Source organism: Amycolatopsis sp. BJA-103 (assembly GCF_002849735.1).
In the GTDB taxonomy this organism is placed as follows: Bacteria; Actinomycetota; Actinomycetes; order Mycobacteriales; family Pseudonocardiaceae; genus Amycolatopsis.
This window is the reverse complement of sequence record NZ_CP017780.1, coordinates 2,662,639-2,686,845: the sequence shown is the minus strand read 5'-3', so window position 1 is coordinate 2,686,845 and position 24,207 is coordinate 2,662,639. Positions and strand designations below refer to the sequence as shown.

Genomic DNA, 24,207 nt, shown 5'->3' with positions numbered 1-24,207 from the left:
CGCATTCCCCGTAACATCCTCCCCTGTTAGAGTGATAACGGTTTGATTGCATACGCAGCGCGAGCGCGCACGTTTCGAAAGGACAACGATGGGGCGACACAGCGTGGCCGAGGAGCCGGTGCCGCACCCCCTCGACCCGCCGAAGCGGCTCGAGGGACGCGGCGAGGCGACCGGTTCGCACCGGATCGTCGGGAAAAAGGCCCCGCGACGCCGCATCGCCAAATGGCCCATCGCCTGCCTGGTCCTCCTGGTCCTGGTCGCGGTCGGCGTGTTCGGCTGGAACTGGGCGGACGGGGAGCTCAACACCCGCGCCGAAGCCCAGGCCAAGGCCTGCAGCGCCGGTGACACCCCGATGCGGGTCGTCGTCACCCCCAGCATCGAGAAGCCCCTCCGGGCGGCGGCCGAGCGGTGGAACAACGCCGCGACCGTGGTCCGCGACCACTGCGTGATCATCCAGATCGACGCGCTGTCCTCCGCTTCCGTCCTCGACGGCCTCGTCGGGCGGACGAACCTGGACTCCATCGGCGGTCTCCCCGCAGCCTGGATCCCCGAGTCCTCGTACTGGGTGACCGAGCTGAACACCGCCAAGCCCGAGCTGGTCGGTTCGCCCGCCCAGTCGGTCGCGACCGCTCGGTCCGCCGACTACCCGCTCGTCGGGCTCGCGGGCAAGAACATCGACGAGGTCCAGATGCGCGCCTCGCAGACGTTCCGGCAGTACCTGCAGCAGCCCGCCCAGCAGGCCGACTTCGCCGCCGCGGGCATCAAGGCCACCTGAGCTCACGGAATACGGGAAAGGCCCCTTCACCGCTCGGGAAGGGGCCTTTCCCGTACCTGGGAGTGTCACGAAAGGCTCGTGAGTGGCGAGGACGGTTAGAACCGTCCTTACCACTCGCGAGTCCTCAGACCAGGTCGAAGGTGTCCGGGTCGGGGCCGGTGCGGGTCCCGTCGTCGAACTCGGCGAGCGCGGCGAGATCGTCTTCGGCGAGTTCGAAGTCGAAGACGTCGAAGTTCTCGCGGATCCGGGACGGGGTCACGGATTTCGGGATGGCCACGGTGCCGAGCTGCAGATGCCAGCGCAGCACCAGCTGCGCCGGGCTCTTGCCGTATTTGGCCGCGAGGGCGGTCAGGGTCGCGTCCGAAAGCAGCGATCCCTGCGCGAGCGGGCTCCACGCCTCGGTGACGATCCCGTGCTCGGCGTGGAACTCCCGCAGCGCCTTCTGCTGGAGCCGGGGGTGCAGCTCGACCTGGTTGACCGCGGGCACGATCCCCGTCTCGCCGAACAGCCGCCGCAGATGCGGGACGTGGAAGTTCGACACCCCGATGGCGCGCACGCGGCCGTCGGCGTAGAGCTTTTCCAGCGCCCGCCAGGTTTCGACGTACTTGCCGCGCGTCGGCATCGGCCAGTGGATCAGATAGAGGTCGACGTGCTCGAGGCCGAGTTCCGCGAGGCTCGCGTCGAACGCCCGGAGCGCTTCGTCGTACCCGTGGCCCGGATTCGGCAGTTTCGTGGTGATGAACAGTTCGTCGCGAGGCACGCCCGCCGAGCGGATCGCCTCGCCGACACCGGCTTCGTTCCGGTACGACGCGGCGGTGTCGATGCTGCGGTACCCGGTTTCGATGGCGGTACGGACGACTTTGGCCGTGTCGCCCGCGGGCACCTGCCAGACGCCGAAACCGAGTTGGGGGATGGCTACCTCGTTGTTCAGGACGACGGAAGGCACGGCCATGGAAGGGAAATCCTCACTGGAGTCGGTGGCTGGGCTTCTTGCCCGGCATCATCCCACCCCGCGCCCGGCGTACGCGCGCAAGTACTCCGCCGTGGCCGTGTCGGCCGGGAAGAACGACTCGATCATCAGCTCGGCGACCGTGATGTCCAACGGCGTCCCGAAGGTGGAGACCGTGCTGAAGAACGTGAGATCCACGCCCTCGTGCCGCAGTCGCAGCGGGACGAAGATGTCGCCAGGGCCGGGAACCTCCACCTCGGGGACGGGATCGTCGCACGGATAGGTGAGCAGTTCCTCCAGCAGCTCCGTCAGCGCCGGGTCCGCCGTCTGGGTGACCTGGCGCCGCAGCCTGCCGAGCAGGTGGGCACGCCACTCCCCCAGGTTGAGCACGTAAGGCGCCATGCCTTCCGGATGCAGTGTCAGCCGGAGGACGTTGGCGGGCGGGGCCATCAAGGTGGGTGAGACCAGGTCGGTCATGATCGACACACTCGCGTTGGCGTCGACCAGGTTCCAGCCGCGATCGACGACGGCGGCCGGATAGGGCTCGTGACTCGTCATCAACTGCCGGACAGCCTTGCGGACCGCCGCCATTTCCGGGTCGCCGAGCCCGCTCTCGGAGTACGCGGGCGCGTAGCCCGCCGCCAGCAGCAGCTGATTGCGTTCCCTCAAGGGCACCTCCAGATGCTCGCCGAGCCGCAGCACCATGTCGCGGCTGGGTTTGGACCGCCCGGTCTCCACGAAGCTCAGGTGCCTGGTCGAGATCTCCGCCGAGATGGCGAGGTCGAGCTGGCTGATCCGGCGGCGATCACGCCATTCCCGCAGCAGTTCGCCGACGGATCGGCCGGCGCGGCTCGCGATCACTGTGGTCGTCACGATCACGAACTTACGGCCACGTGCGCCGGGCCGCCATTACCTCCCGCGTAATCGACGTGACCCACCTTCGACGGACAGAGTTGCGGCATCGGTTACCCCACAACGAAAGAGGACACCATGTCGGACATCCAGCGCGTCGCCGAGCAGTACATCGCCGTGTGGAACGAGACCGACGCGGACCAGCGCCGTGCGCTCATCGCCGAAGTGTTCACCGAGGACGCCGCCTACACCGACCCGCTCGGCGCGGTCACCGGTCACGACGGTGTCGACGGCTTCATCGCCGGCGCGCAGGCCCAGTTCGCCGGTCTGAAGTTCAGCCTGCCCGCGGCCCCCGACGCGCACCACGACATCGCGCGGTTCCAGTGGTACCTCGGCCCCGACGGCGCGGCGGAACCGCTGGCGATCGGCTTCGACGTCATCACCGTCGAGGACGGGCGGATCAAGCAGGTGCTGGGCTTTCTGGACAAGATGCCCGGCTGACGATCAGGCGAAGGCCTCCGGAGGCGGGCAGGAGCAGACGAGGTTGCGGTCACCCGCGGCCCCGTCGATCCGCCGCACCGGAGGCCAGATCTTCGACGCCGTGAACCCGGCCGGGAAGACCGCGATCTCCCTGCTGTACGGGCGATCCCACTCGCCCGCGAGGCAGCGCGCGGTGTGCGGGGCGTTCCGCAGCGGGCTCTCGGCCACCGGCCACTCCCCCGCCGCGACCTTCTCGATCTCGCCGCGGATCGCGATCATCGCGTCGCAGAACCGGTCGAGTTCGCCGAGGTCCTCGCTCTCGGTGGGCTCGACCATGAGCGTGCCCGCGACCGGGAAGGACATCGTCGGCGCGTGGAGACCGTAGTCGGCCAGCCGCTTGGCGACGTCGTCGACGGTGACGCCGGTCCGCTTGGTGAGCGCGCGGAGGTCGAGGATGCATTCGTGCGCGACCAGACCGTCGTGGCCGGAGTACAGCACCGGGTAGTGCTCCGCGAGGCGTTTGGCGACGTAGTTGGCGTTCGCGACCGCGGTCATCGTCGCGCGCCTCAGGCCTTCGGCACCCATCATCCGGACATAAGCCCAGGAAATCGGCAGGATCGACGCGCTTCCCCACGGGGCGGCGCTGATCGGGCCCACGCCGGTGGCCGGGCCCGCGTCCGGCTGCAGCGGGTGGTTCGGCAGGTACGGCGCCAGGTGCGCGCGGACGCCGATCGGGCCGATACCCGGTCCGCCGCCGCCGTGCGGGATGCAGAAGGTCTTGTGCAGGTTGAGATGGGAGACATCGGCGCCGAACCGGCCGTACTGCGCCACCCCGATCAGCGCGTTCAGGTTCGCTCCGTCGACGTACACCTGGCCGCCCGCGTCGTGCACCAGCGCGCAGACCTCGCGGACGGTGTCCTCGTACACACCGTGCGTGGAGGGATAGGTGATCATGATCGCGGCCAGGTCGTCCGCGTGCTCGTCCACTGTGGACTTGAGGTGGGCGAGGTCGATGTTCCCCTCGTCGTCGCATTTCACGACGACCACCCGCATCCCCGCCATGATCGCGCTGGCCGCGTTGGTCCCGTGGGCACTCGACGGGATCAGGCAGACGTCCCTCGCCGCGTTCCCGCGTTCGCGATGGTAGGCCCGGATCGCCAGCAATCCGGCGAACTCGCCCTGGCTTCCGGCGTTCGGCTGCAGGGAAACCGCGTCGTAGCCGGTGATCCCGGCCAGCCACTGTTCCAGATCCTTGACGATGGACAGCAGACCGGCCGCGTCCTCGGCGGGCGCGAACGGGTGCAGGCCGGCGAACTCGGGCCAGGTGATCGGCTCCATTTCGGCCGTGGCGTTGAGTTTCATCGTGCACGAGCCGAGCGGGATCATGCTCCGGTCGAGCGCGACGTCCTTGTCGGACAACGCCCTCAGGTACCGCAGCAGTGCCGTTTCCGAGCGGTGCGCGTGGAAGACGGGATGCGTCAGGTAGTCGCTGGTGCGGCGCAGGTCCGGCGGGAAACCGTCGGCGGTGTCCGCGTCGAGTGAGTCCACATCGGACACCGCGACACCGAACGCTTTCCACACCAAGGAAAGATGCTCGCGGGTGGTCGTCTCGTCACAGGCGACGGCGACGTGGTCCGCGTCGACCTGCCGGAGGTTGACACCGAGTTCCCTCGCGGTGCCGACGACGCCGGTCGCGCGGCCGGGGACGGAGACCATGACGGTGTCGAAGAACTCGCAGTGCACGACGTCCACGCCGCTTTCGGCGAGCCCCGCCGCGAGCACGGTGGCCATCCGGTGCGCGCGGTTGGCGATGGCGCGCAGGCCTTCGGGACCGTGGTACACCGCGTACATCGAAGCGATGACGGCCAGGAGCACCTGCGCGGTGCAGATGTTGCTGGTCGCCTTCTCCCGGCGGATGTGCTGCTCACGGGTCTGCAGGGCGAGCCGGTACGCGGGGGCGCCGTCGGCGTCCTTCGACACTCCGACGAGCCGGCCGGGCAACTGACGTTCGAGCCCCTGCCGGACGGCGAGGTACGCGGCGCGCGGGCCGCCGAAACCCATCGGGACACCGAATCGCTGCGTCGATCCGACCGCGACGTCGGCGCCGAGCTCGCCCGGCGACCGCAGCAGGGTCAAGGCCAGCGGATCCGCGGCCATCACCACGGCCGCGCCCAGCGCCTTGGCCTCGGCGATGGTGTGGTCCCATTCGCGGACGACACCGGACGCGCCGGGATAGGACAGCAGCACACCGTAGAAGTCGCCGCCGAGACCGAGTCCGGTGATGCCCTGCGACAGGTCGGCGGTCACCAGCTCGATGCCGAGCGGTTCAGCACGGGTGCGCAGGACCTCGATCGTCTGCGGCAGCGTGTCTTCGTCGACCACGAACCGGTTCGATTTCGCCTTGCCCGCCCTGCGGACCAGCGTCATCGCCTCCGCCGCGGCGGTCGCCTCGTCCAGCATGGAAGCGTTCGCGATCGGCAGGCCGGTCAGGTCGGCCACCATGGTCTGGAAGTTGAGCAGCGCTTCGAGGCGGCCTTGCGAGATCTCCGGCTGATACGGCGTGTACGCGGTGTACCAGGCCGGGCTTTCCAGCACGTTCCGGCGGATGACCGGCGGGGTGACGGTGTCGTGGTAGCCGAGGCCGATCATCTGGACCATCGGCCGGTTGCGCGCGGCGAGCGCGCGGAGCTCGGCGAGCGCGGCCGTCTCGGTGGCGGGCGGAGGCAGCTCCAGCGGAGTCGCGGATTCCCGGAGCGACGCGGGGACGGCGCGCTCGGCCAGTTCGTCGAGGGAACCGACGCCGACGACGTCGAGGATGCGCGCGAGTTCCTCCGCACCGGGACCGATGTGCCGGTCCGCGAAGGGGGTTCCGGATTCGAGCGCGGCCAGTGAATCAGGCTCCATCGGGGACCTCCCAAGACGCGGGGGTGGGGCCGGGACGGATTGTCCCTGGCCCTCCCCACTCTGTCCGTACCCCCGTGGGGGCGCCTGAGAGTTTCGCCCGTGGGTTGAGTCGGGCTTGCACCGTCGGCGGAGCCGCCAGGTGGTGACCTGACGATTCACTTTCCAGAGGCGTCTAGTCCGCGCGGTCCAGGGTGCCTGAGAGGTTCCGGGGAGGACTTGCTCCTTCGGCGCCGGGCCCTTATCGGCTCGGTCTCTCCCGCGCGGATTCGTCGACCGCGGAAGTGAGCCTACCCTGCCGCTCGCGCGGCTTCATGATCAGCCGGTGCGACGTGCGTTACGGCGCTGCGTGAGCTCGTCGGGCGTGACGGTTTCGATCACGCCGCCGTCGGCCCGCTCGGCCGGGAACTCGTGGATGGTCCCGCTGATCTCCTGCATCGCCCCGCTGACCGCGATGCCGAAAACACCCTGCCCGCCCTGGAGTAAATCGACGATCTCTTCGGGCGAAGTGCACTCGTAGACGGTGGTGCCGTCGGAGAACAGGGTGACCTTGGCCAGATCGCGGACACCGCGCAAGCGCAGGTGGTCGACGGCGACCCTGATGTTCTGCAACGAGACACCTGTGTCCAGCAGCCGCTTGACGACCTTCAGGACGAGGATGTCCTTGAACGAGTAGAGCCGCTGCGAACCGGATCCGTGCGCCGTGCGGATGCTCGGCGCGACCAGCTTCGTGCGGGCCCAGTAGTCGAGCTGCCGGTACGTGATCCCGGCGATCTGACAGGCGGCGGGACCGCGGTAGCCGACGAGTTCGTCCGGGAGGGAAGAGTCGGGGAACAGCTCGCCCTGCTCACCGTCAGCAACCGGAACGAGCGGCTCTTGAGGGCTACCAGCCTCGACCACGCCATGCCTCCCCTCGCCCGACCTGGCGGCCGGCGAACAAAGCCGCGCGGACCCACGTGAGTCCGCACCGGAGTTCATCGTCAAGACGGATGCCCCAGACATCCGAATCACACCTTGGCGATTTACCTCCATTGACGGTAAGCGCGTCCGGCAAGGCGGTCAACGCGACGCGCGGTCAACCTCAAGCTCTTCTTGAGGCTTGTCGGAAACAGTCCCCCGTTCGGCCGCGCGCTTGTCAGTTTTACTCAGCCGTGTTAATTTTTACTCATGCAAGTAAATCCTTCCACCCAAAGCGCCATGCAAGAGGTGCAGGCGGAGCTCGGGCTGTCGGTCACCGAAGCCGCCCGGCGGGCCCAGATCGTCGGCGCCACGATCGCGACGATCTCCGATCTCGGCTACCACAAGACGTCGTTCGCGAAGATCAAGGAGCGGGCAGGGCTGTCCAGCACCCGGATCATCTCGTACCACTTCACCAACAAGGCCGGCCTGATGCAGGCCGTGGTCACCACCGCGACCGGGATGAAGGACAAGTTCCTCGAGGAGCGGATCCAGGGCACGACCGACCGGGCCAGGCTGCTGCGCGGCTACATCGAAGCGGAGATCGAGTTCCTCGGCTCGTACCCGGAGCTGGTGCGGGTCATGGTCGAGATGGCTTCGAGCGGATCGGACGCCGAAGGCTGGTTCATGTCGGCGCCGATCGTCGAAGAGTTCCGCACCGGCCGGCTCGAGCGTCAGCTGCGACAGGGACAGCAAGAAGGCGCTTTCGGCGACTTCGCGCCGGACGTGATGGCGCTGTCGATCGCCCAGGCCATCGACGGCGTCGCCGCGAAGTTCGCGGCCGACCCGAAGCTGGACCTGGAGCGGTACGGGCGGGAACTGGCGGACCTGTTCACGCGGGCCACCGCCGCACCAAAGTGACCCCGCCTGACGCAGCACCACGAAGGTGACCGAGGTCTTTTGATCTTTTGAAGTCGCGCGCCTTTTGGCCGACAGGCCCCGGGATCGCGATGGCAGGGCGCCCTTCGGGAGAACGCGAGTTCACCTGCCAAGGCGCGCCCTGGCAGCGCGATCCCGGTTAGCGCGATTAAGTGTCAGCGCCGCGGAAGTCCTCCGGCGAGACGGAGTCGAGGAACTCGCGGAACTTCTCGACCTCGTCCTCCTGCTCGTCGGGAATGATGAGGCCCGCCTCCTCCAGCACCGCGTCCACGGCGTGGATCGGAACCCCCACCCGCAGCGCCAGGGCGACCGAATCGCTCGGCCGCGCCGAAACCCGGATGTCCCCGTCGAAGACCAGTTCCGCGAAGAACGTGCCTTCCTTCAAGTCGGTGATGACGACCTGCTCCAGCTCACGGCCCAGCGCCCCGATGACCTCCTTGAGCAGGTCATGGGTGAGCGGACGGGCCGGGCGGACTCCCTGCTGCTCCAAGGCGATGGCGGTGGCCTCGACCGAGCCGATCCAGATCGGCAGGTAACGCTCGCCTTCGGTTTCCCGTAGCAACAAGATCGGCTGATTCGCGGGTAGCTCCACCCGCACGCCGACGACGCGCATCTCGCTCATCGGGCTTCGCCTCCCTCTCGTGCGCACGGGCTGCAACGCTTGTCTCGACGATCAAGCGACGGTGATCCCGACGCTACCCGTCTTCCGAGCGCTGTGCTCGCTGTCCTGACATTCTCGGTTCGCCCGTGGCAAACCCGACTCTCACGGTACGGCATAGGGTGCCGAACATTCAGTCATTGACAAGTGGCCTCACAAGGGTTCCTGTGTCCCCGGAGCCGCTCAGCCGCCCGTGACGGCGCGTATTCCGGCCTTCACCAAGAGCGTATGTAACGCCACGGTCAGTGCGGCGAGCTCGCGGACGACCTCGTCGCCCCTCGCTTGGGCGTCCTCGTCACGGTGCCGATACACCGGGGTCACGATCTGCTCCAGCAGGCCGACTTCGCGGTCGGCCGCGGCCCGGAAGGCACGCAGATGTCTCGGCTCGATACCGAATTCGGTCATCGCTTTCACGGTCTTCGCCACGAGGACCGAGTCGGGGTCGTAGAACCCCGCCGCGCCTGGGCGGACGAGACCGTATTGCCGCAGCTCAGCCAGGGTGGCGGCGTCGATGCCGGCCTGGCGGAGCAGATCTTCCTCGGTCAGCCTGATCTCGCGATCGGTCTCGAAGTCCCCGGGGGACGGCAGTCCGCCGTTTTCCCCCGGGGACTCGAGCGAAACGAGTTTCCGCGGCGGTTTGGGAGCCGCCGCCGAAGGCGCGGCACCCTGATCCGCCGCGTCGAGCTGTTCCTTGATGACCTTCAGCGGAAGGTAGTGATCCCGCTGGGCGGACAGGACGAATCGCAAGCGCTCCACGTCCGCCGGAGCGAACTGCCGGTACCCCGACGGGGTCCTGCCCGGCTGGACCAGACCTTCCGCTTCGAGGAACCGGATCTTGGAGATGGTGACGTCGGGGAAGTCGCCGCGCAGTTGTGCCAGCACGGCCCCGATGCTCAACCCATCGCGCTGCGACGCATCCCGATCAGGCCGCCCGGCCGCCGTCACCGTGCCCCCTGGCCCCCGGAACCCGGGCCGGTCAGGAAGACCAGGCGGAACTTGCCGATCTGCACCTCGTCGCCACCGGCGAGGACGGCCTGGTCGACCGGCTCGCGGTTGACGTAGGTGCCGTTGAGGCTGCCGACGTCGATGACGACGAACTCGCCACCCTCACGGCGGAACTCGGCGTGCCGCCGGGAAACCGTGACGTCGTCGAGGAAGATGTCGCTGTCCGGGTGCCGTCCCGCACTGGTGGTGTCGCGGTCCAGCAGGAAGCGCGAACCCGCGTTCGGGCCGCGCTTGACGACCAGCAGCGCGGAACCCGCGGGCAGCGCGTCCACACCCTGGACGGGGGCCTCGGCAGCCGGAGGAGCCTCAGTGCCTTCGACGTCGGCCAGGAAGTCGGCCCGGAAGACAGAAGTCCGCTCCGGAGACTGCTCCGGGGGAACGCCGGGCCCGTCGTTCGTGCTCACCTGAGCTCTCCTAACGCATGTGTGTTGCCACTACTCAAGAACGTGCAGAGGTCAAACGTACCGTGCCTGATCGAATCTCCGGTCCGCGGCTCCCCCTACTCTCGCGGGAGGGCCGCGGCCTGCGGCTATTCCTTGATCAGCGCCTGGTACGCCTCGGCCTCGAGCAGCGAATCGACCGAGCTCGCGTCGTCGAGACGGAGCTCGACCAGCCAGCCCTCACCATAGGGGTCGCTGTTGATCAGTTCGGGCGACTCGGCCACCGCGTCGTTGACCGCGACCACCTCGCCGTCGAGCGGGGCGAACAGCTCCGAAACGCTCTTGGTCGACTCGACCTCGCCGAAGGCGTCGCCGGAGCCGACCTGCTTGCCGACCTCGGGGAGGTCGACGAACACCACGTCACCGAGCTGGTCCTGGGCGTACTCCGTGATGCCCACGCGCACGAGCCCTCCGTCGCGTACGGAGACCCACTCGTGCTCCTCGGTGTAGCGCAGTTCTTCTGGAGTGGACAACGCCGCTCCCCTTTCTCATGCCCTCGCTCGAAACCGACGCGCGCAGTTTCGCATCCCGCCGGGGCACGCGCCCGGCGCCTCCCGCTAGCTAGCCGCGATCGGCGGATCGCAGGGCCCGCACCGTCTGGACGACGTACAACACGCCCGAATAGACGTACAGGACCGCACCCCACGCCGTGAAGGCGTACCCGATCGGACGCGCGAACGCGGCGATGTCGGATCCGCCTTGGGTGAGCAGCAGGAACGGGAAGGCGTACATCAGCACGAAGGTGGCGCCCTTGCCGATGTAGGTGACCTCCGGCGGGGCGAACCCGCGATGCCGCAGCAGCAGCACGCAGACCCCCAGCACCGCCTCGCGGGCGACCAGCGGGACCACCACCCACCACGGGACGATGTCGCGGATCAGGAAGGCGATGAGGGTCGCGAGGATGTAGAGCCTGTCCGCGGCGGGGTCGAGCAGCTGACCGAGCCGCGACATCTGGTTGAGCCAGCGGGCGAGTTTGCCGTCGAGCCAGTCGGTGAGCGCGCTGAACACGAGCAGCGCGAACGCCCAGCCGTCCTCCTTCGGGCCGAGGAGCAGCCACAGGAAGACCGGCACCCCGGCGAGCCGGAGGATCGAAAGCATGTTGGGAACGTTCAGGGCCTGCCGCAGCAAAGACGGCTCTTCGCTGGTCACGCTCGGTTCGGGGGGCGTACTCACCCGCTCAGCCTATCCAGCGGCGGCAGGTCCTCCCGCGTCAGCTGGCCCGGGTGTGGCTCCAGCCGCGGCGTTGCAGGTCCGCGCTGGTCAGCGCCACGGGCCTGCCCCGGTAGTCGGTACCCATCCAGCGGGTGTGCCCGGAGGAACTTTCCAGGACGTACGGGCGGCCGCCGCACCAGACGACGGTGCACGGTGCCGTGGGTGGCAGCTCCGTGCTCGCCGGCGCGGTGGCCTCGAATGACGCGGGGTCGTTCTGTTCGTCGGTCTTCATCGCTCTCACGGTTTCGGTGACGGGGACTGGGACACGCCGGAGCGCTACCTTTGTTTTCGGCAGAACAGGGCCCGGCGTTAACGCCCGGGCGCCGGATTCGTCCGATCGGTTCGCGACGACAGCAGGGTGTTGTCACGGCGTGAACGGCATGTTAATTGTCCACAATGGACAGTGATTGGGCGGTCCTCGCGTACCGTCGCGCCGTCGGCGCGATAACCTCCCGCGAATCGAACGTGGCTCAATGCCACGGCATCGGGCTCGCCCAGGTCAGAATGGGCAGGCCAGGAACGGCCGACGAAAGGATCGCCTTGCCCGTCTCGACGACCACGGGAACGTGGCGGCGCCTGATCGCGGTCTGTGCCGCCACGGGAACGCTCGCCGCCTGTTCGGGCGAAGATCCGCCACCGCCTGTCACCTCCATGTCGGTCTCACCGCCCGCGCCCCTTTCGAACGTCTCCAGCGCTCCGGTACCGCCGATCCCGTCTCAGACCGCGCCAAGTTCGTCCGCTGCCCCGAATCCCGCTCCCAAGCCGAAACCCGCTGAACCGGTACAGGGTTCGTGTGGCACGGTCACCGCGGCGAGCGGGCTGACCCTTCAGGTGCTCAACGGACCGGGCGTCTCGTGTGCGGACGCGACCGGGATCGTCGGCTCGTTCCACAAGGCGATCGCCGGCCGCCAGTCCGCGGGTTCGGACGAGCCCGTGAGCGAGACCGTCGACGGGTGGCTGTGCGTCTCCGGCGCACCTGCCGCCCAGGGCGGCACCAGTTGCAGCAAGGGCGATCACAACGTGTTCGCCGCCGTCGTCCCCGTCGAATGAACCATCCCCGAGAAGAAGGGCCCATGAAGAGCCTCGCCGCACTTCCCGCCGCGCTCGCCGTCGTCCTGCTGAGCGGCTGCGGCGCCGATCCCGCCCCGTCGGCCGCACAGGCCCCGTCCTCCCCCGCCATCACACCGGCACCGCCCGGAACACCGTGCGGCGAGGTCGCCGGGCTCCAGGGCGCGAAGAACAAGGTCGTCGCCCACGGGAAGACCGACTGCACCGAAGCGACACAGGTGCTCACGGACTACTTCACCAAGCTGACCCCCGCCGAAGCCGCTTCGCCGCAGGGCCCCGGGCCGGTGGTGATCGGCGCTTGGACGTGCGGGAGCGGGCCGAACGATCCGGTGACGAGCTGTTCGACCGAGGACGAGCGGCAGATCGAAGCGACGCGGGTCTGAGCGTCGGGCGGCGTCAGTCCTCCTGACGCCGCCGGACCGCGTCCAGCCGGTACAGGACGCCGAGGCCGATCGCCAGGCCCAGCAGCACTACGCCGAACAGGCCGACCATCGACATCCTCCAGATCAGCGCGGACTTCGACCGGTAGACGAATCCGTCCCCGGCGAAGATCCTGTCGCCCTCCGCGGCCTTGTCGCCCTCGATGCGCCCGCGACCGATGCTCCCGTCGTCGAACCGCCACTCCCCCGAACAGTAGGGAATCTGACCGCTCATCGGCGCTCCCTCCTCGGTACACCCCGAGATCCCGGTGACCGCGACTTCCTCACCGGTGTTCACTTCACGTACGTGGTTACCGAAGTATCCCCAGGCGACACACAGCAGGAAGACGTACGGGACCCCGGCCAGCAGCGCCCGAAAGAGAACTTGGGAATTCTGCGGTTTGCCCGGCACTGAATTCCTTTCCTCGAGTCACTGGAGTGTCAGCAGGACTTCCCGGTCGAGTTCGCCGACGACAAGGTACTTCGGCTGATATCCGGACGGGACCACGAAACAGACGAGACCCGCGGTGCCGTCGAAAGCACCGGGAGCGCCCGCGCAGTCCTCGACCCGCCGCGGAGCGCCGTGTTCGTCGGCCGACAGCTCCAGCGCCGTGTCTCCCAGGCGGGACGCCTCGACTCGCAAGGCGAGGACGTGGAATCCGCCCAGCCATGCCTCGGCGCCTTCGGGCGGCTCGGCTCGACTGTCGAGCACACGCACGGTCGAGTCCCCCGACACCGCGGCCTGCCCCTTGCCGATTACCGGCGGCGGACCCCACGCGTCGCGGCGATGCTCCCACAGGTTCGGAACGGGATCGGCCGCCTCGCGGTACGCCGTCCAGCCGAAACCGAGCGGCGCCAGCACGACATACGCGCCGAAGACGAACCCTGCCAGGAAAGACAGCGACTTCCGCACGGTCACCGGTCTCGTCACCGAGAACGCCACGGCGACGCCGAGCACCAAGACCACTCCGCCGATCGACATCGCCGTGATCTTCTCCCACGGGTGGTGGGCCTCCACGACTTCGTCGGCCCCGCGCACGGACAACACCCGGTCCGTCAGTGAAGAAAGCCGGACGACCACCGGCTCCGCGAGACCGAACGCTTCCCCCGTCGGCAGTTCGACGGCGCGGCCGTTTTCGGCGACGGCGACGATCTCGTGAGTGGTGTGCGGGCCGTTCTGCCCTTCGGTGGTCGTGGAATCCGCTACCGAGATCACCGCGCGCAAGTCGTACGTACCGGCCATTCCCTCGGCGGTCCACCGCCCGGCGAAAGCCGCGATGAACCCCAGGACGATTCCGGTCACGAGCAGAACGGCCACCCACTGGTTTTTTTGCGACTCTTCCGGAAAGGTCACCACCCCCTGTTCGACCACTCAAGTCTATTCTTCGAAGCGGTCGAACCGCACGGGATTTGTACCTACACCGCCATTTCCGTATTCAATTCGTTCCTCGCCCGTCGAGGACGAGCGCGCAGCACCCCCTTGCCAGCCGAGGTAAGAGTCGTCTAGACTCAAACCATGCTCACCAGGGACGACGCCGTGACGACGATCGAGAACGCGGTCGACGCGGCCACTCTGTTCGCCCACCACCGCTACCGCGAATTGGCGGCCGTACTCCATCCCGACCGGAATCCCGGCGACCCTCGGGCCCATAAGGCGGCCGCCACCCTCAATCGCCTCTATGCCGACTGGAAGCAATCCCGGCGCCAAACGGTCACCACCGCCACGGCGGCTTACACGCTCACCACTCCGCACGCCGTGGGCAGTGTCGCGACCACCTATCGCACCACCGGCCCCCATCTGGTCAAAATCGTGCGCGACCCGGCGCTCAACCCGCTGATCCACGCCGAGTGGGCGGCGCTGCGCACGCTCGACGGCTTCACCGAACGGCACCGCTGGCTTCGCCCGTACTACCCGCGGCTGCTCGACACCTCGGGCCCGGTGGCGCGGGGCGACCGCGCGTTCAGCGTCCTCGATCCGCTCGTCGACGGGTTCACCACCCTCGCCGACATCGGGAAAGCCTTCCCGGCCGGTCTCGACGGCCGCGACTACGCCTGGATGCACCGGCGCCTGCTGCGCGCCGTGGCGGGCGCGCACCGCGCGGGTGTCGTCCATGGCCATCTCACCGCGGACAACGTGCTGGTCCACCCCGGGCAGCACGGCATCGTCCTGGCCGGCTGGTCCTTCGCCGTCGAGGACGGTGTGCTCCCGCTGGCGGCGGACAAGTCCGTCGGCTACCCGCCCGAAGTCCACAAGGGACTGCCGATGACCACGGCCACCGACGTCCACATGCTGCACAAGTTGATGCTTTCGCTGCTGGCACCAACGGAAACCCGCCAACGCGAGTTCGCCACGTGGTGCACCCAGGAAATCCCGGGACAGCGACCCGAAGCCGCCGACCTGCTCGACGAGTACGACGACCTGCTCGGCGAGTTGTACGGCCCCCGCACCTTCCGACCGTTCATCATCCCCGAGACAGGAGCTTGATCATGGGACACGGACACTGGGACGACAACGCCTACGCCGCCGCGAAGACCTTCCGCGCGGCCAAGGGCGAGGACGATTTCGGCTACAGCGCCGGTCTCCGCAAGAAGCCCGCTTCCGCGTGGAAGGCCGCGGCCGCGCTCGACCCGAAGAACGCCGTCCGGGAGTGCCGGGATTCGGCCGACCACGCCGATTCGACGCCGATCGCGGTGTTGTTCGACGTCACCGGCTCGATGCGCCGGGTGCCGCGGATCATGCAGGGCAAGCTCGGCAAACTGCACGGCCTGCTGAAGCGCCGGGGCTATCTGACCGACCCGCAGGTCCTGTTCGGCGCGATCGGCGACGCCGACAGCGACCGGGTGCCCCTGCAGATCGGGCAGTTCGAATCGGACAACCGGATGGACGAGCAGCTGCGCACGATCTTCCTCGAAGGTGGCGGCGGCGGACAGAAGAGCGAGTCCTACGAGCTGGCCGCCTACTTCATGGCCAGGCACGTGGTCACCGACGCGTGGCAGAACCGCGGCCGCAAGGGATATCTGTTCCTCATCGGCGACGAGCTGAACAAGCCCGCGCTGGAGGCCCGCCACATCCGCCGGGTGATCGGCGACGACGTGCGGGAGGACATCGATCCCGCGTCGGTGTACCGGGAGCTGGCCCGCAAGTGGAACGTCTACTTCGTCCTGCCGAACCAGTCGTCGTACTACAACGACCCGGAGATCGGCGAGCACTGGAGCGGCTTGCTGGGCCAGCACTTCCTCAAACTCGATGACCCCGGCGCGGTGTGCGAACTGATCGCGGCCACGATCGGGCTGGAGGAGCAGGTCGTCGACGTGGACCGGGCGCTGGCCGACCTCGCGGACGTCGGTTCGGCCGCCGAAAGCGCGGCGGTGGGCAAGGCGCTGGCGAGGCTGGGCACCAAAACGGTCGTCACCTCGGCGGTCCCCGACCCGGGCGGCCCGAGCGACGTGGTGCTGCGATGAGCCTCCTGGACGGGCACGTGGTGGTGGTCGGGCTCGGCTTCGGCGACGAAGGCAAGGGAGCCGTGGTCGACGCGCTCTGCGCCGACCGGCCGACCACCGCCGTCGTCCGCTTCAACGGAGGCGCGCAGGCCGCGCACAACGTCGTCGCGGACGGGCGGCACCACACGTTCAGCCAGTTCGGGGCGGGCACGTTCGCCGGCGTGCCCACCCACTTGTCGCGGTTCGTCCTGGTCGAGCCGTTCGCGCTGGCGGCGGAGGCCCGGCAGCTCGAAACCGACGGCGTCCGGAATCCGCTCTCGCTGCTGAGCGTGGACGGCCGGGCCCTGCTCACGACCCCGTTCCACATTTACGCCAACCGGGCGCGGGAACAGGCTCGCGGCGCCGGCCGGCACGGCTCGTGCGGAAAGGGCATCGGCGAGACCGTCTGGTACTCGCTGCTGTCCGGGGCGGGCCCGGGCGAGGTGGTGGAGAACCAGGAGGTGATCGGGACACCGGGTGACGCGCCGACGGTCGCCGACTGCGCCCGGCCGTCGGTGCTGCGGCGCAAGCTCGACGCGCTCGCCCGGTTCTACGCCCCGCTCGCCGCCCCGTCACACGACGTGGACGCCTTGGTGACGCTGTACCGCGACTTCGCGGACGCGGTGCGGATCACCGACGGGGACGAGACCGGACGGCTCGCGGACTCCGGACGGCTGGTTTTCGAGGGAGCGCAGGGGGCTCTCCTCGACCAGCACCACGGGTTCCACCCGCATACGACCTGGTCCACCACCACCCCGCACAACGCCCGTGAACTGCTGGGCGGCCGCCGTCACGCCGTTCTGGGTGTCACGCGGACCTACCTCACCAGGCACGGCGCGGGGCCGCTTCCCACCGAGTCCGCCTCGATGCTCGCCCGCTTTCCCGAGGCGCACAACGACACCGGCGAATACCAGGGCGCGTGGCGGGCGGGCGATCTCGACGAGGCGCTGCTGGACTACGCGATCGCGGCCTGCGACGGCGTGGACGCGCTCGCGGTGACCCATCTCGACGCGACGGGATTGCGGGTCGTGCCCGCTGACGGCTCCCCCGCAGTCGGGCTGCCGGACCCTTTGGCGTGGTTCGGTGCCCGGCTGCCGGTGGCCGTGACCGGATACGGCCCCGACAGGGCCGGTTACCGGGTCGCGGGGGCAAGGTCGACAATCAACGCGTGATCGAGTCGACGCCGGTGTCCGTGGACGTGCTCGTGGTGAGGTTCGCTCCCGGCACGCGGACCGTGCTGCTGGGAATCGCGCCGCGGGGCGCCGAACCGTTCGAAGGGGAGCTCGCGCTGCCCGGGGTCTTGCTCGGGCGCGGGGAGCGGTTGCGGGACGCGGCGAGCCGGGCGGTGGTCACCAAACTCGGACTGCCGGCGGACGCGCTCTCGGCGACGGGGCAGCTCACCACGTTCGACGAGCCGAACCGTGACCCCCGGGGGCCCACGCTCTCCATCGCCTTGTGGGCCACCACGGATCCCGCGCTCGACGAGCCGGGGAACGTGCTGTGGACCCCGCTGGACGCGGTCCCGCCGCTGGCGTTCGACCACGACCGGATCGTGGCGGACTGCCGTCCGCTGCTGGCCGAGCGGCTGTGGCGGGACGTCGCCTTCACCGCCGGGCTGCTGGGACCGCTCTTCACCACGGCACAAGCGCTGGACGCGACCGAAGCGCTGACCGGGGACCGCCCCTATCCGGCGAATCTCGGCCGGACCATGGAGCGGGTCCCCGGGCTGCGGCGGACCACCGAACACGCGGCCGCCCTCCCCAAGGGAGGACGGCCGCCGTCGTTGTGGCGCTGGGAGTGACGGATCAGATCCCGCAGGAGGACGCCGACCAGAACCGGTTGGACCGGTGCGCCACGTGGGTGTGATCGCTGTGGCCCGGGTAGCCCGGGCCGAGGATCTCACTGAACCCGTGGTTGCGGGCCTGCTGTGCCAGCGCGCAGAAGCCCTGCGCGCCCGCGCCGAGGTCGACCGCGTCGCCGTAGAGATGACGGCTGGCGGCCGCCCCGCCGACCGCGTTGTTGCAGGGGACGCTGCGGAAGCCGCCGTTGACGGCGATCGGCCGGTCGCCCATGGCGTGCCGCATCGCCTGCAGCTTCCACATCGAGACCAGCGCGTTGGCCTTCGCCGTCGCGGCCGAGACGTTGCCGCCCGACCAGTCGGAGTTGCACCGGTTCAGCTCGGCGTAGGTGAAGTTGACCGGCGTGCAGTCGTCGTCCTGCAACGCGTAGATCTTCGTGAACGTGGCCGACCCGGCGACACCGTCCGCGCCCAGCCCGTACGCCTGCTGGAACCGGGTGACCGCGGCCTTGGTCCCCGCGCCGAACTGGCCGTCGATGGCCAGCACGCCGCCGAAACCGGGATAACCGGCCACGCGGATCTGCAGCTGACGGACGTCCTCACCGGACGCGCCCTCGGACAGCGTGCGTCCCCAGGAGTAACAGGCGTCGGCGACGGACACGTCTCCCGCCGTCACCGGGCCGGGATCGGCGGCGGCCGGAGCGGCCACCGCGGTACCGAGGCCGGCCACGAGGGCGAGCATCGGCAGTAAAAGACGAATGCGCATGACAGGAACACCTTTCGAGGCAGGGAAGGTGAGAGACCCGTGACCCCCACGGGTTGTCAACGATTCACTGCCTCGGATGCTAACGCGGTTCCGGGTACCGCGCTGTGGGTCGTTCGACCCACACGGCCCGCCCAGGTGGTCGTGAGTGGTAAGGACGGTTAGAACCGTCCTTACCACTCACGAGAGCCGGGCCGTCAGCCTTTCAGCTGCGGGAAGTCTTCCTCGCGGAACTCCCCCGCCGGCCGCTCGGCCGCGTCGTTCTCGCGGCCCCGCAGTTCGACCCGCCGGATCTTCCCGGAGATCGTCTTCGGCAACTCCGCGAACTCCAGTCGCCGGATCCGCTTGTACGGCGCGAGATGCTCGCGGCAGAAGGCCAGGATGGACACCGCGGTCTCGGCGGTGGGCTCGTGACCGTTCGTGAGGACGACGTACGCCTTCGGCACCGCGAGCCGGATCGGGTCGGGAGCCGGGACCACGGCCGCTTCGGCGACCGCGTCGTGTTCCAGCAGGACACTTTCCAGCTCGAACGGCGAGATCCGGTAGTCCGACGCCTTGAAGACGTCGTCCGTGCGGCCCACGTAGGTGATGTAGCCGCGTTCGTCGACCGAGCCGACGTCACCGGTGTGGTAGAAGCCGTTCGCGAAGGCCGCGGCGGAGCGCTCGTCGTCGTCCGCGTAGCCGGTCATCAGTCCGACGGGGCGTTTGTCGAGGTCGAGGCAGATCTCGCCCTCCTGCGCGCGCTCACCGGTGACGGGATCCACGAGCGCGACGGTGAAGCCGGGCAGCGGTCGGCCCATCGATCCCGGCACGACGTCCTGTCCGGGGGTGTTGGCGATCTGCACGCTGCTCTCGGTCTGCCCGAAACCGTCGCGAATCGTGACGCCCCAAGCCTTTTCGACCTGGTCGATCACTTCGGGATTGAGCGGTTCGCCGGCGCCGACGACCTTGGACGGCGGCGTCTTCAGCACGGTCAGATCCGCCTGGATGAGCATCCGCCACACCGTCGGCGGGGCGCAGAAGCTGGTGATGCCACACCGCTCCATCTGCGCCATCAGGGAGACCGCGTCGAAGCGCGCGTAGTTGTAGAGGAACACCGTCGCCTCGGCGTTCCACGGCGCGAAAACGTTGCTCCACGCGTGCTTCGCCCAGCCCGGCGAGGAGATGTTCAGGTGGACATCTCCGGGTTCGAGGCCGATCCAGTACATTGTGGACAGATGGCCGACCGGATACGAGACCTGGGTGTGCTGCACCAGTTTCGGCTTCGCGGTGGTACCCGAAGTGAAGTACAGCAAGAGCGGGTCGTCCGCCGCCGTCGGGCCGTCGGGCGTGAAGGCATCCGCTTCCTCGTAGGCGTCCACGAAGGACTGCCAGCCCTCGACCGGTTCGCCCACGGCGATCCGGGTGTAGTCGCCGTCGACGTTCTCGAACTTGTGCGCGTCGGCGGAGCGGATCACCACGTGTTTCGCCGCGCCCCGCTCGACCCGGTCGGCGAGGTCCGCCGGACCGAGCAGGGTCGAGGCCGGGATGATGACCGCGCCCAGTTTGATCGCGGCGAGGATGGTCTGCCACAGCTCGCCCTGGTTGCCCAGCATGAGGATCAGCCGGTCGCCCCTGGTGACGCCGAGCGAACGCAGCCAGTTCGCGACCTGGTTGGACCGGCGCGCCATCTCCGGGTAGGTCCAGCGGTTCTCGATGCCGGTCTCTTCGACGATCCACAGCGCGTACCGGTCCTGATTGGCCGGATCGGCCGCGACGACGTCGAACCAGTCCAGCGCCCAGTTGAACTCGGCGGGCCGGGGCCAGGTGAAGTCGCGATACGCGGTTTCGTAGTCCTCGCGATGGGTCTGCAGGTAGTCCCGTGCCTCGCGGAACGTGCGGTGTGCCTCCGAAGCGCTCACGATCGTCCTCCTGGTCCGCTGGTTGGCCGCCGGTTCTTTCTACTCTCCCTTGAACTCGGGCGCGCGGCGCTCGAGGAAGGCCTGCACGGCCTCGCCGAGGTCCTTGCTGGGCAGGAACGCCGCGTTCCAGGCCGAGACGTAGCGCAGGCCGTCGGCGACCTGGCGTTCGGTGTTGGCCGAGAGGACGTTCTTGGTGCCCTGCACGACCAGCGGCGGGTTCGTGGCGATCTCCCCCGCCAGCTTGCGTGCCTCGGCCAGCAGCGCGTCCTGATCCGCGTGGACGTCGTTGACCAGGCCGATCTTCTCCGCGCGGGCCGCGTCGATGTCCTTGCCGGTCAACGCCAGTTCGCGCAGGTGTCCTTCGCCGATGATCGGCGCGAGCCGCTGCAGGCTGCCGAGGTCGGCCACGATCGCGACCTTGACCTCGCGCACGCTGAACTTGGCGTCCGCGCTCGCCAGGCGGATGTCGGCGGCCGCGATGACGTCGACGCCGCCGCCGATGCACCAGCCGGAAATAGCCGCGATGACCGGTTTGCGGCATTCGGCGATCGACGACACGCTCGCCTGGAGGGTCTTGACCTCGTCGAGGAACTTCGTCCGGGGGCCCGCGAGCGCGTCGCCGCCGAGCATTTCGCCCCAGCTCGGCATCATCGCGGGCAGATCGAGCCCGTAGGAGAAATGCTTGCCGCTGCCGGTCAGCACGACCGCCCTGACCTGCGGGTCCGCGTCGAGGGCGCGGAAGACGATCGGCAGCTCACGCCAGAAATCGGGGCCCATCGCGTTGCCCTTGGACGGACCGAGCAGCGTCACTTCGGCGACGTGCCCGTCGATCTCCACCTTGAGCGAAACGAGATCGGGAAGACTGTCAGCTGTAGCGGTCATGAGGTCATCTTGACTCATGTGGTTGACAGCCTGCCAACGGCCACTGTGCCACGGTGGCCACGAGATGCTTTCCTGGTACTACCGGTGAGTACCGACGATCGACGAAGGACGGTGGGATATGAGCCCGGCCAGCAGCGCCGCCGCGGTCGCCGACCTGCCCGCACTGATCCCCGGACGGCGGGAGCGGGAACGGTCCTCGCGGCCGATCGAACTCTCGGGATCCTTCACCCACGAAGGGCATCGGCTCGCGTACACCGAGTTCGGCTCCGGCGACCGGGTGGTCGTCCTCAGCCACGGGATCATGCTGACCAGGCGGATGCACGCCCCGCTCGCGCGCAAGCTGGCGCGTGCCGGTTTCCGGGCCGTGACGCTCGACCTGCTCGGCCACGGTGACTCGGACCGGCCCACCGACTCGTGGCTGTACTCCATGCCCGCGTTCGCCGAGCAGACCATCGCGCTGCTCGACCACCTGGACATCGACGCCGCCGTCATCGGCGGGACGTCGCTGGGCGCGAACGTCGCGCTCGAAGTCGGTGTCGCCGCTCCCGAACGCGCGCTCGGGCTGATCGTCGAGATGCCCGTGCTGGACAACGCGATCGTCTCCGGGCTGATCACGTTCGCGCCGCTGCTCATGGCCGCCCGGTTCCTGCCGGTGACCGTGCAGGGCGTGGCGCTGGCGGCGCGGCTCGTCCCGCACGGCAACCAATGGATCGACGTGGTCACCGACACGCTGTCCCAGCAGCCCGCGCCGATGGCCGCGCTCCTGCACGGCGTGCTCTTCGGCCGGATCGCGCCGCCCAAGTCGATCCGGCGGAAGATCGCGACGCCGGCCCTGGTCATCGGGCACGAACGCGACCCGATCCACCCCTTCGGCGACGCCGACACGCTGGCCGCGGACATGCCGGAGGCCGAGTTCGTCCAGGCCCGCAGCCCGGTCGAACTGCGTTTCGACCCGAGCCGCCTGACCGAGGCCATCACCGACTTCTCGGCGCGCTGTCATGACCGTTGAACCGGCGCCGACCCGGGACACGGGCGCGGAGGAGATGCGGACCGGACGGCTGGTCCTGCGCCGTCCCGCGCCGGAAGACCTCGACGCGATCTTCGCCCTCCACACCGATCCGGAGGCCTGCGCGCACAACCCCTCGGACCTGCTGGAGACGCGCAAGGAGGCGGAACTGCTGCTGCTCCGCTGGTCGCACCGGTGGGACCGGTACGGGTTCGGGTACTGGACGATCCTGCGGCAGGACTCACCGGAACCGCTGGGGTTCTGCGGGGTGAAGATCGTCGGTTACCGGCGACGGGCCGTTCTGAACCTCTTCTACCGGCTCTTCCCGTCCGCCTGGGGTGCCGGGTACGCCAGCGAGGCCGCCGCCGCGGCGGTGGACTGGGCGCGCACCCACCGGCCGGACGACCTCGTGATCGCCCGCGTCCGGCCGGAGAACATCGCGTCGCAGCGGGTGGCCCTGCGGGCAGGCCTCGTCCGGGCGGAGGAATTCGACATCCCCGGCGACGACGGGGCCGACTGGTTCTACACCTCGGACGGCTGAGCGAGCCCCGCCACCGGACCGAAGACGATCACCGCGGGCGGCCGCACCCCGGCCGCCGCGGCGTCCTCGACCACAGTGTCCAAAGTGGAGCGAAGAACCCGCTGGGTGCGCATCGTGCCGTCCTCGACGATCGCCACCGGCGTGTCCCCGGGCCGCCCCTCCAGCAGCGCCTTCGTGAACAGCGGCAGGCGTTCGACTCCCATCATCAGCACGATCGTGCCGCGCATCTTCGCCAGCAGATCCCAGTCCACCAGCGACTTCTCGTCGCCCGGCGCGACATGACCGGACACCACCACGACCTCGTGGGCGACACCGCGGTGGGTCACCGGGACGTCCGCGGCGGCGGGCACGGAGAACGCGCTCGTGATGCCGGGGACCATCGTCACCGGGATGCCCGCTTCGGCGCAGGCGAGGACTTCCTCGAACCCGCGGCCGAACAGGTACGGGTCGCCGCCCTTGAGCCGCACGACGAACTTGCCCGCCTTGGCCCGGTCGATCAGTGTCGAGTTGATCACGTCCTGGCTGGCCGCGCGGCCGTACGGGATCTTCGCGGCGTCGACGATCTCGACGTGAGGTGAGAGTTCGTCGAGCAGTTCTCGCGGGGCCAGCCGGTCGGCGACGACGACGTCGGCCCTGGCGAGGAGGCGACGGCCGCGGACGGTGATCAGCTCCGGGTCGCCGGGGCCACCGCCCACCAGCGCGACGCCGGGGAGCTCGTCACGAGCGTCGGGCACGCGGCCGTCGGCCACGGTGCCGGCGCGAAGGCCGTCGAGGATGCTGTCCCGGACCGTGGCCGACCGCAGCGGCTCGCCGCCGGAGAGGACGCCGACCAGCAGCCCGCCGTGCCTGCCCGAGGCCGGGGTGACCGCGCTGCCGCGTTCTCCGTCGTCGGCGCGGACGCAGAACACCCGCGCCCGTTCGGCCTCGGCACAGATGGCGGCGTTGACCTCGGGGTCGTTCGTGCACGCCAGCGCGTACCAGGCGTCGGTGAGGTCGCCGTCGGTGTAGCGGCGCTCGTGCCAGACGATCTCCCCGGCGTCGGCCATCGCGCTCACCGAAGGAGTGGTGTGCGGCGAGACCAGTTCGACCCGCGCGCCAGCGCCGATCAACCGCGGCAGACGGCGCTGGGCGACCGTCCCGCCGCCGATCATCACGACACGACGGCCTGCCAGGTCGAGGCCGGAGAGGTAATGCGGGTCATCCATGCGGGGCAGTGTAAAGAGACAGCCGCCCGAACCGCG

Annotated in this window: 28 protein-coding genes and 1 riboswitch; of the genes, 11 read left to right on the top strand and 17 right to left on the bottom strand. The window is 69.1% G+C overall.

What is annotated here, in order from left to right; genetic code table 11:
* Positions 1–88 precede the first annotated feature (88 nt).
* Complete coding sequence (locus tag BKN51_RS11375; RefSeq protein ID WP_233223452.1) at positions 89–775, top strand: hypothetical protein; 687 nt, start codon at positions 89–91, stop codon at positions 773–775.
* Between the two features lie 124 nt (positions 776–899).
* On the opposite strand, the gene BKN51_RS11370 is transcribed toward BKN51_RS11375, so the two are convergent.
* Together BKN51_RS11370 and BKN51_RS11365 are read right to left on the bottom strand one after the other, a co-directional pair.
* A complete protein-coding gene (locus BKN51_RS11370; RefSeq protein ID WP_101607601.1) occupies positions 900–1,727 on the bottom strand; it encodes an aldo/keto reductase in 828 nt (275 codons plus the stop codon).
* A gap of 48 nt (positions 1,728–1,775) precedes the next feature.
* Entirely contained in the window at positions 1,776–2,603 is an 828-nt protein-coding gene (locus tag BKN51_RS11365) for a helix-turn-helix domain-containing protein (protein ID WP_168214314.1), read from the bottom strand.
* Between the two features lie 111 nt (positions 2,604–2,714).
* Between BKN51_RS11365 and BKN51_RS11360 the strand changes: the two genes are divergently transcribed.
* Entirely contained in the window at positions 2,715–3,077 is a 363-nt protein-coding gene (locus tag BKN51_RS11360) for a nuclear transport factor 2 family protein (protein WP_101607600.1), read from the top strand.
* A gap of 3 nt (positions 3,078–3,080) precedes the next feature.
* On the opposite strand, the gene gcvP is transcribed toward BKN51_RS11360, so the two are convergent.
* Together gcvP and BKN51_RS11350 are read right to left on the bottom strand one after the other, a co-directional pair.
* Positions 3,081–5,960: an aminomethyl-transferring glycine dehydrogenase gene (gene gcvP, locus BKN51_RS11355; RefSeq protein ID WP_101607599.1), complete on the bottom strand. Its 2,880-nt coding sequence runs from the start codon at positions 5,958–5,960 to the stop codon at positions 3,081–3,083.
* Positions 5,961–6,132: 172 nt separating this feature from the next.
* A riboswitch (glycine riboswitch) is annotated at positions 6,133–6,229 on the bottom strand.
* Between the two features lie 46 nt (positions 6,230–6,275).
* A complete protein-coding gene (locus tag BKN51_RS11350; protein ID WP_005150040.1) occupies positions 6,276–6,857 on the bottom strand; it encodes a MerR family transcriptional regulator in 582 nt (193 codons plus the stop codon).
* 297 nt (positions 6,858–7,154) lie between these two features.
* Here BKN51_RS11350 and BKN51_RS11345 point away from each other — a divergent pair, with 297 nt between their 5' ends.
* Positions 7,155–7,775, top strand: a complete 621-nt coding sequence (locus BKN51_RS11345; RefSeq protein ID WP_101607598.1) for a TetR/AcrR family transcriptional regulator — start codon at positions 7,155–7,157, stop codon at positions 7,773–7,775.
* Between the two features lie 166 nt (positions 7,776–7,941).
* On the opposite strand, the gene BKN51_RS11340 is transcribed toward BKN51_RS11345, so the two are convergent.
* The 7 genes from BKN51_RS11340 to BKN51_RS11310 form a co-directional block, all read right to left on the bottom strand.
* Entirely contained in the window at positions 7,942–8,415 is a 474-nt protein-coding gene (locus BKN51_RS11340) for a bifunctional nuclease family protein (RefSeq protein ID WP_005150031.1), read from the bottom strand.
* A gap of 219 nt (positions 8,416–8,634) precedes the next feature.
* Positions 8,635–9,396, bottom strand: a complete 762-nt coding sequence (gene ftsR / locus BKN51_RS11335) for a transcriptional regulator FtsR (protein ID WP_168214313.1) — start codon at positions 9,394–9,396, stop codon at positions 8,635–8,637.
* Positions 9,393–9,860: a glycogen accumulation regulator GarA gene (gene garA, locus BKN51_RS11330; protein ID WP_016334077.1), complete on the bottom strand. Its 468-nt coding sequence runs from the start codon at positions 9,858–9,860 to the stop codon at positions 9,393–9,395. Before garA ends, ftsR begins: the two co-directional genes overlap by 4 nt.
* Before the next feature lie 125 nt (positions 9,861–9,985).
* Entirely contained in the window at positions 9,986–10,369 is a 384-nt protein-coding gene (gene gcvH, locus BKN51_RS11325) for a glycine cleavage system protein GcvH (RefSeq protein ID WP_101607596.1), read from the bottom strand.
* A gap of 88 nt (positions 10,370–10,457) precedes the next feature.
* A complete protein-coding gene (locus BKN51_RS11320; protein WP_101607595.1) occupies positions 10,458–11,069 on the bottom strand; it encodes a CDP-alcohol phosphatidyltransferase family protein in 612 nt (203 codons plus the stop codon).
* A 37-nt stretch (positions 11,070–11,106) separates the two neighbouring features.
* Positions 11,107–11,340, bottom strand: coding sequence for a hypothetical protein (locus BKN51_RS11315; protein WP_168214312.1), 234 nt, complete (start codon positions 11,338–11,340; stop codon positions 11,107–11,109).
* Between the two features lie 238 nt (positions 11,341–11,578).
* Positions 11,579–11,761, bottom strand: coding sequence for a hypothetical protein (locus tag BKN51_RS11310; RefSeq protein WP_101607594.1), 183 nt, complete (start codon positions 11,759–11,761; stop codon positions 11,579–11,581).
* Between the two features lie 178 nt (positions 11,762–11,939).
* Between BKN51_RS11310 and BKN51_RS11305 the strand changes: the two genes are divergently transcribed.
* Together BKN51_RS11305 and BKN51_RS11300 are read left to right on the top strand one after the other, a co-directional pair.
* Entirely contained in the window at positions 11,940–12,158 is a 219-nt protein-coding gene (locus tag BKN51_RS11305; protein WP_233223454.1) for a hypothetical protein, read from the top strand.
* A gap of 23 nt (positions 12,159–12,181) precedes the next feature.
* Positions 12,182–12,559 carry a hypothetical protein gene (locus BKN51_RS11300; RefSeq protein ID WP_101607593.1) on the top strand — a complete coding sequence of 126 codons (378 nt, stop codon included), beginning with the start codon at positions 12,182–12,184 and terminating at the stop codon, positions 12,557–12,559.
* Between the two features lie 13 nt (positions 12,560–12,572).
* Here BKN51_RS11300 and BKN51_RS44195 read toward each other — a convergent pair whose 3' ends face one another.
* Together BKN51_RS44195 and BKN51_RS11290 are read right to left on the bottom strand one after the other, a co-directional pair.
* A complete protein-coding gene (locus BKN51_RS44195; RefSeq protein WP_233223463.1) occupies positions 12,573–12,830 on the bottom strand; it encodes a hypothetical protein in 258 nt (85 codons plus the stop codon).
* A gap of 195 nt (positions 12,831–13,025) precedes the next feature.
* On the bottom strand, positions 13,026–13,898 hold the full coding sequence (locus BKN51_RS11290; RefSeq protein ID WP_146044352.1) for a hypothetical protein: 873 nt from the start codon (positions 13,896–13,898) through the stop codon (positions 13,026–13,028).
* A 213-nt stretch (positions 13,899–14,111) separates the two neighbouring features.
* Between BKN51_RS11290 and BKN51_RS11285 the strand changes: the two genes are divergently transcribed.
* Genes BKN51_RS11285 through BKN51_RS11270 form a run of 4 tightly spaced genes read left to right on the top strand, consistent with a single transcriptional unit; the run spans position 14,112 to position 17,876 of the window.
* Entirely contained in the window at positions 14,112–15,080 is a 969-nt protein-coding gene (locus BKN51_RS11285) for an adenylate cyclase (protein WP_101607590.1), read from the top strand.
* Positions 15,081–15,082: 2 nt separating this feature from the next.
* Positions 15,083–16,057 carry a hypothetical protein gene (locus BKN51_RS11280; protein ID WP_101607589.1) on the top strand — a complete coding sequence of 325 codons (975 nt, stop codon included), beginning with the start codon at positions 15,083–15,085 and terminating at the stop codon, positions 16,055–16,057.
* Positions 16,054–17,247 carry an adenylosuccinate synthetase gene (locus tag BKN51_RS11275; protein WP_101607588.1) on the top strand — a complete coding sequence of 398 codons (1,194 nt, stop codon included), beginning with the start codon at positions 16,054–16,056 and terminating at the stop codon, positions 17,245–17,247. The genes BKN51_RS11280 and BKN51_RS11275 overlap by 4 nt, the downstream gene beginning before the upstream one ends.
* Positions 17,244–17,876, top strand: coding sequence for an NUDIX domain-containing protein (locus BKN51_RS11270; RefSeq protein WP_101607587.1), 633 nt, complete (start codon positions 17,244–17,246; stop codon positions 17,874–17,876). The genes BKN51_RS11275 and BKN51_RS11270 overlap by 4 nt, the downstream gene beginning before the upstream one ends.
* Before the next feature lie 4 nt (positions 17,877–17,880).
* On the opposite strand, the gene BKN51_RS11265 is transcribed toward BKN51_RS11270, so the two are convergent.
* From BKN51_RS11265 to BKN51_RS11255, 3 genes are all read right to left on the bottom strand, one after another.
* A complete protein-coding gene (locus BKN51_RS11265; RefSeq protein WP_101607586.1) occupies positions 17,881–18,639 on the bottom strand; it encodes a D-Ala-D-Ala carboxypeptidase family metallohydrolase in 759 nt (252 codons plus the stop codon).
* 194 nt (positions 18,640–18,833) lie between these two features.
* A complete protein-coding gene (locus BKN51_RS11260) occupies positions 18,834–20,537 on the bottom strand; it encodes an AMP-binding protein (RefSeq protein WP_101607585.1) in 1,704 nt (567 codons plus the stop codon).
* A 39-nt stretch (positions 20,538–20,576) separates the two neighbouring features.
* Positions 20,577–21,419 (bottom strand): crotonase/enoyl-CoA hydratase family protein, encoded by an 843-nt coding sequence (locus BKN51_RS11255; RefSeq protein ID WP_101607584.1) that lies wholly within the window; start codon positions 21,417–21,419, stop codon positions 20,577–20,579.
* Positions 21,420–21,537: 118 nt separating this feature from the next.
* On the opposite strand from BKN51_RS11255, the gene BKN51_RS11250 reads away from it, so the two are divergent.
* Positions 21,538–22,428 (top strand): alpha/beta fold hydrolase, encoded by an 891-nt coding sequence (locus BKN51_RS11250; protein WP_168214311.1) that lies wholly within the window; start codon positions 21,538–21,540, stop codon positions 22,426–22,428.
* A complete protein-coding gene (locus BKN51_RS11245; protein ID WP_101607583.1) occupies positions 22,418–22,966 on the top strand; it encodes a GNAT family N-acetyltransferase in 549 nt (182 codons plus the stop codon). Before BKN51_RS11250 ends, BKN51_RS11245 begins: the two co-directional genes overlap by 11 nt.
* Here the strand turns inward: BKN51_RS11245 and cobA are convergent.
* Entirely contained in the window at positions 22,948–24,171 is a 1,224-nt protein-coding gene (cobA, locus tag BKN51_RS11240) for a uroporphyrinogen-III C-methyltransferase (protein ID WP_101607582.1), read from the bottom strand. The two genes, BKN51_RS11245 and cobA, sit on opposite strands and share 19 nt — an antisense overlap.
* Between the last annotated feature and the right edge of the window lie 36 nt (positions 24,172–24,207).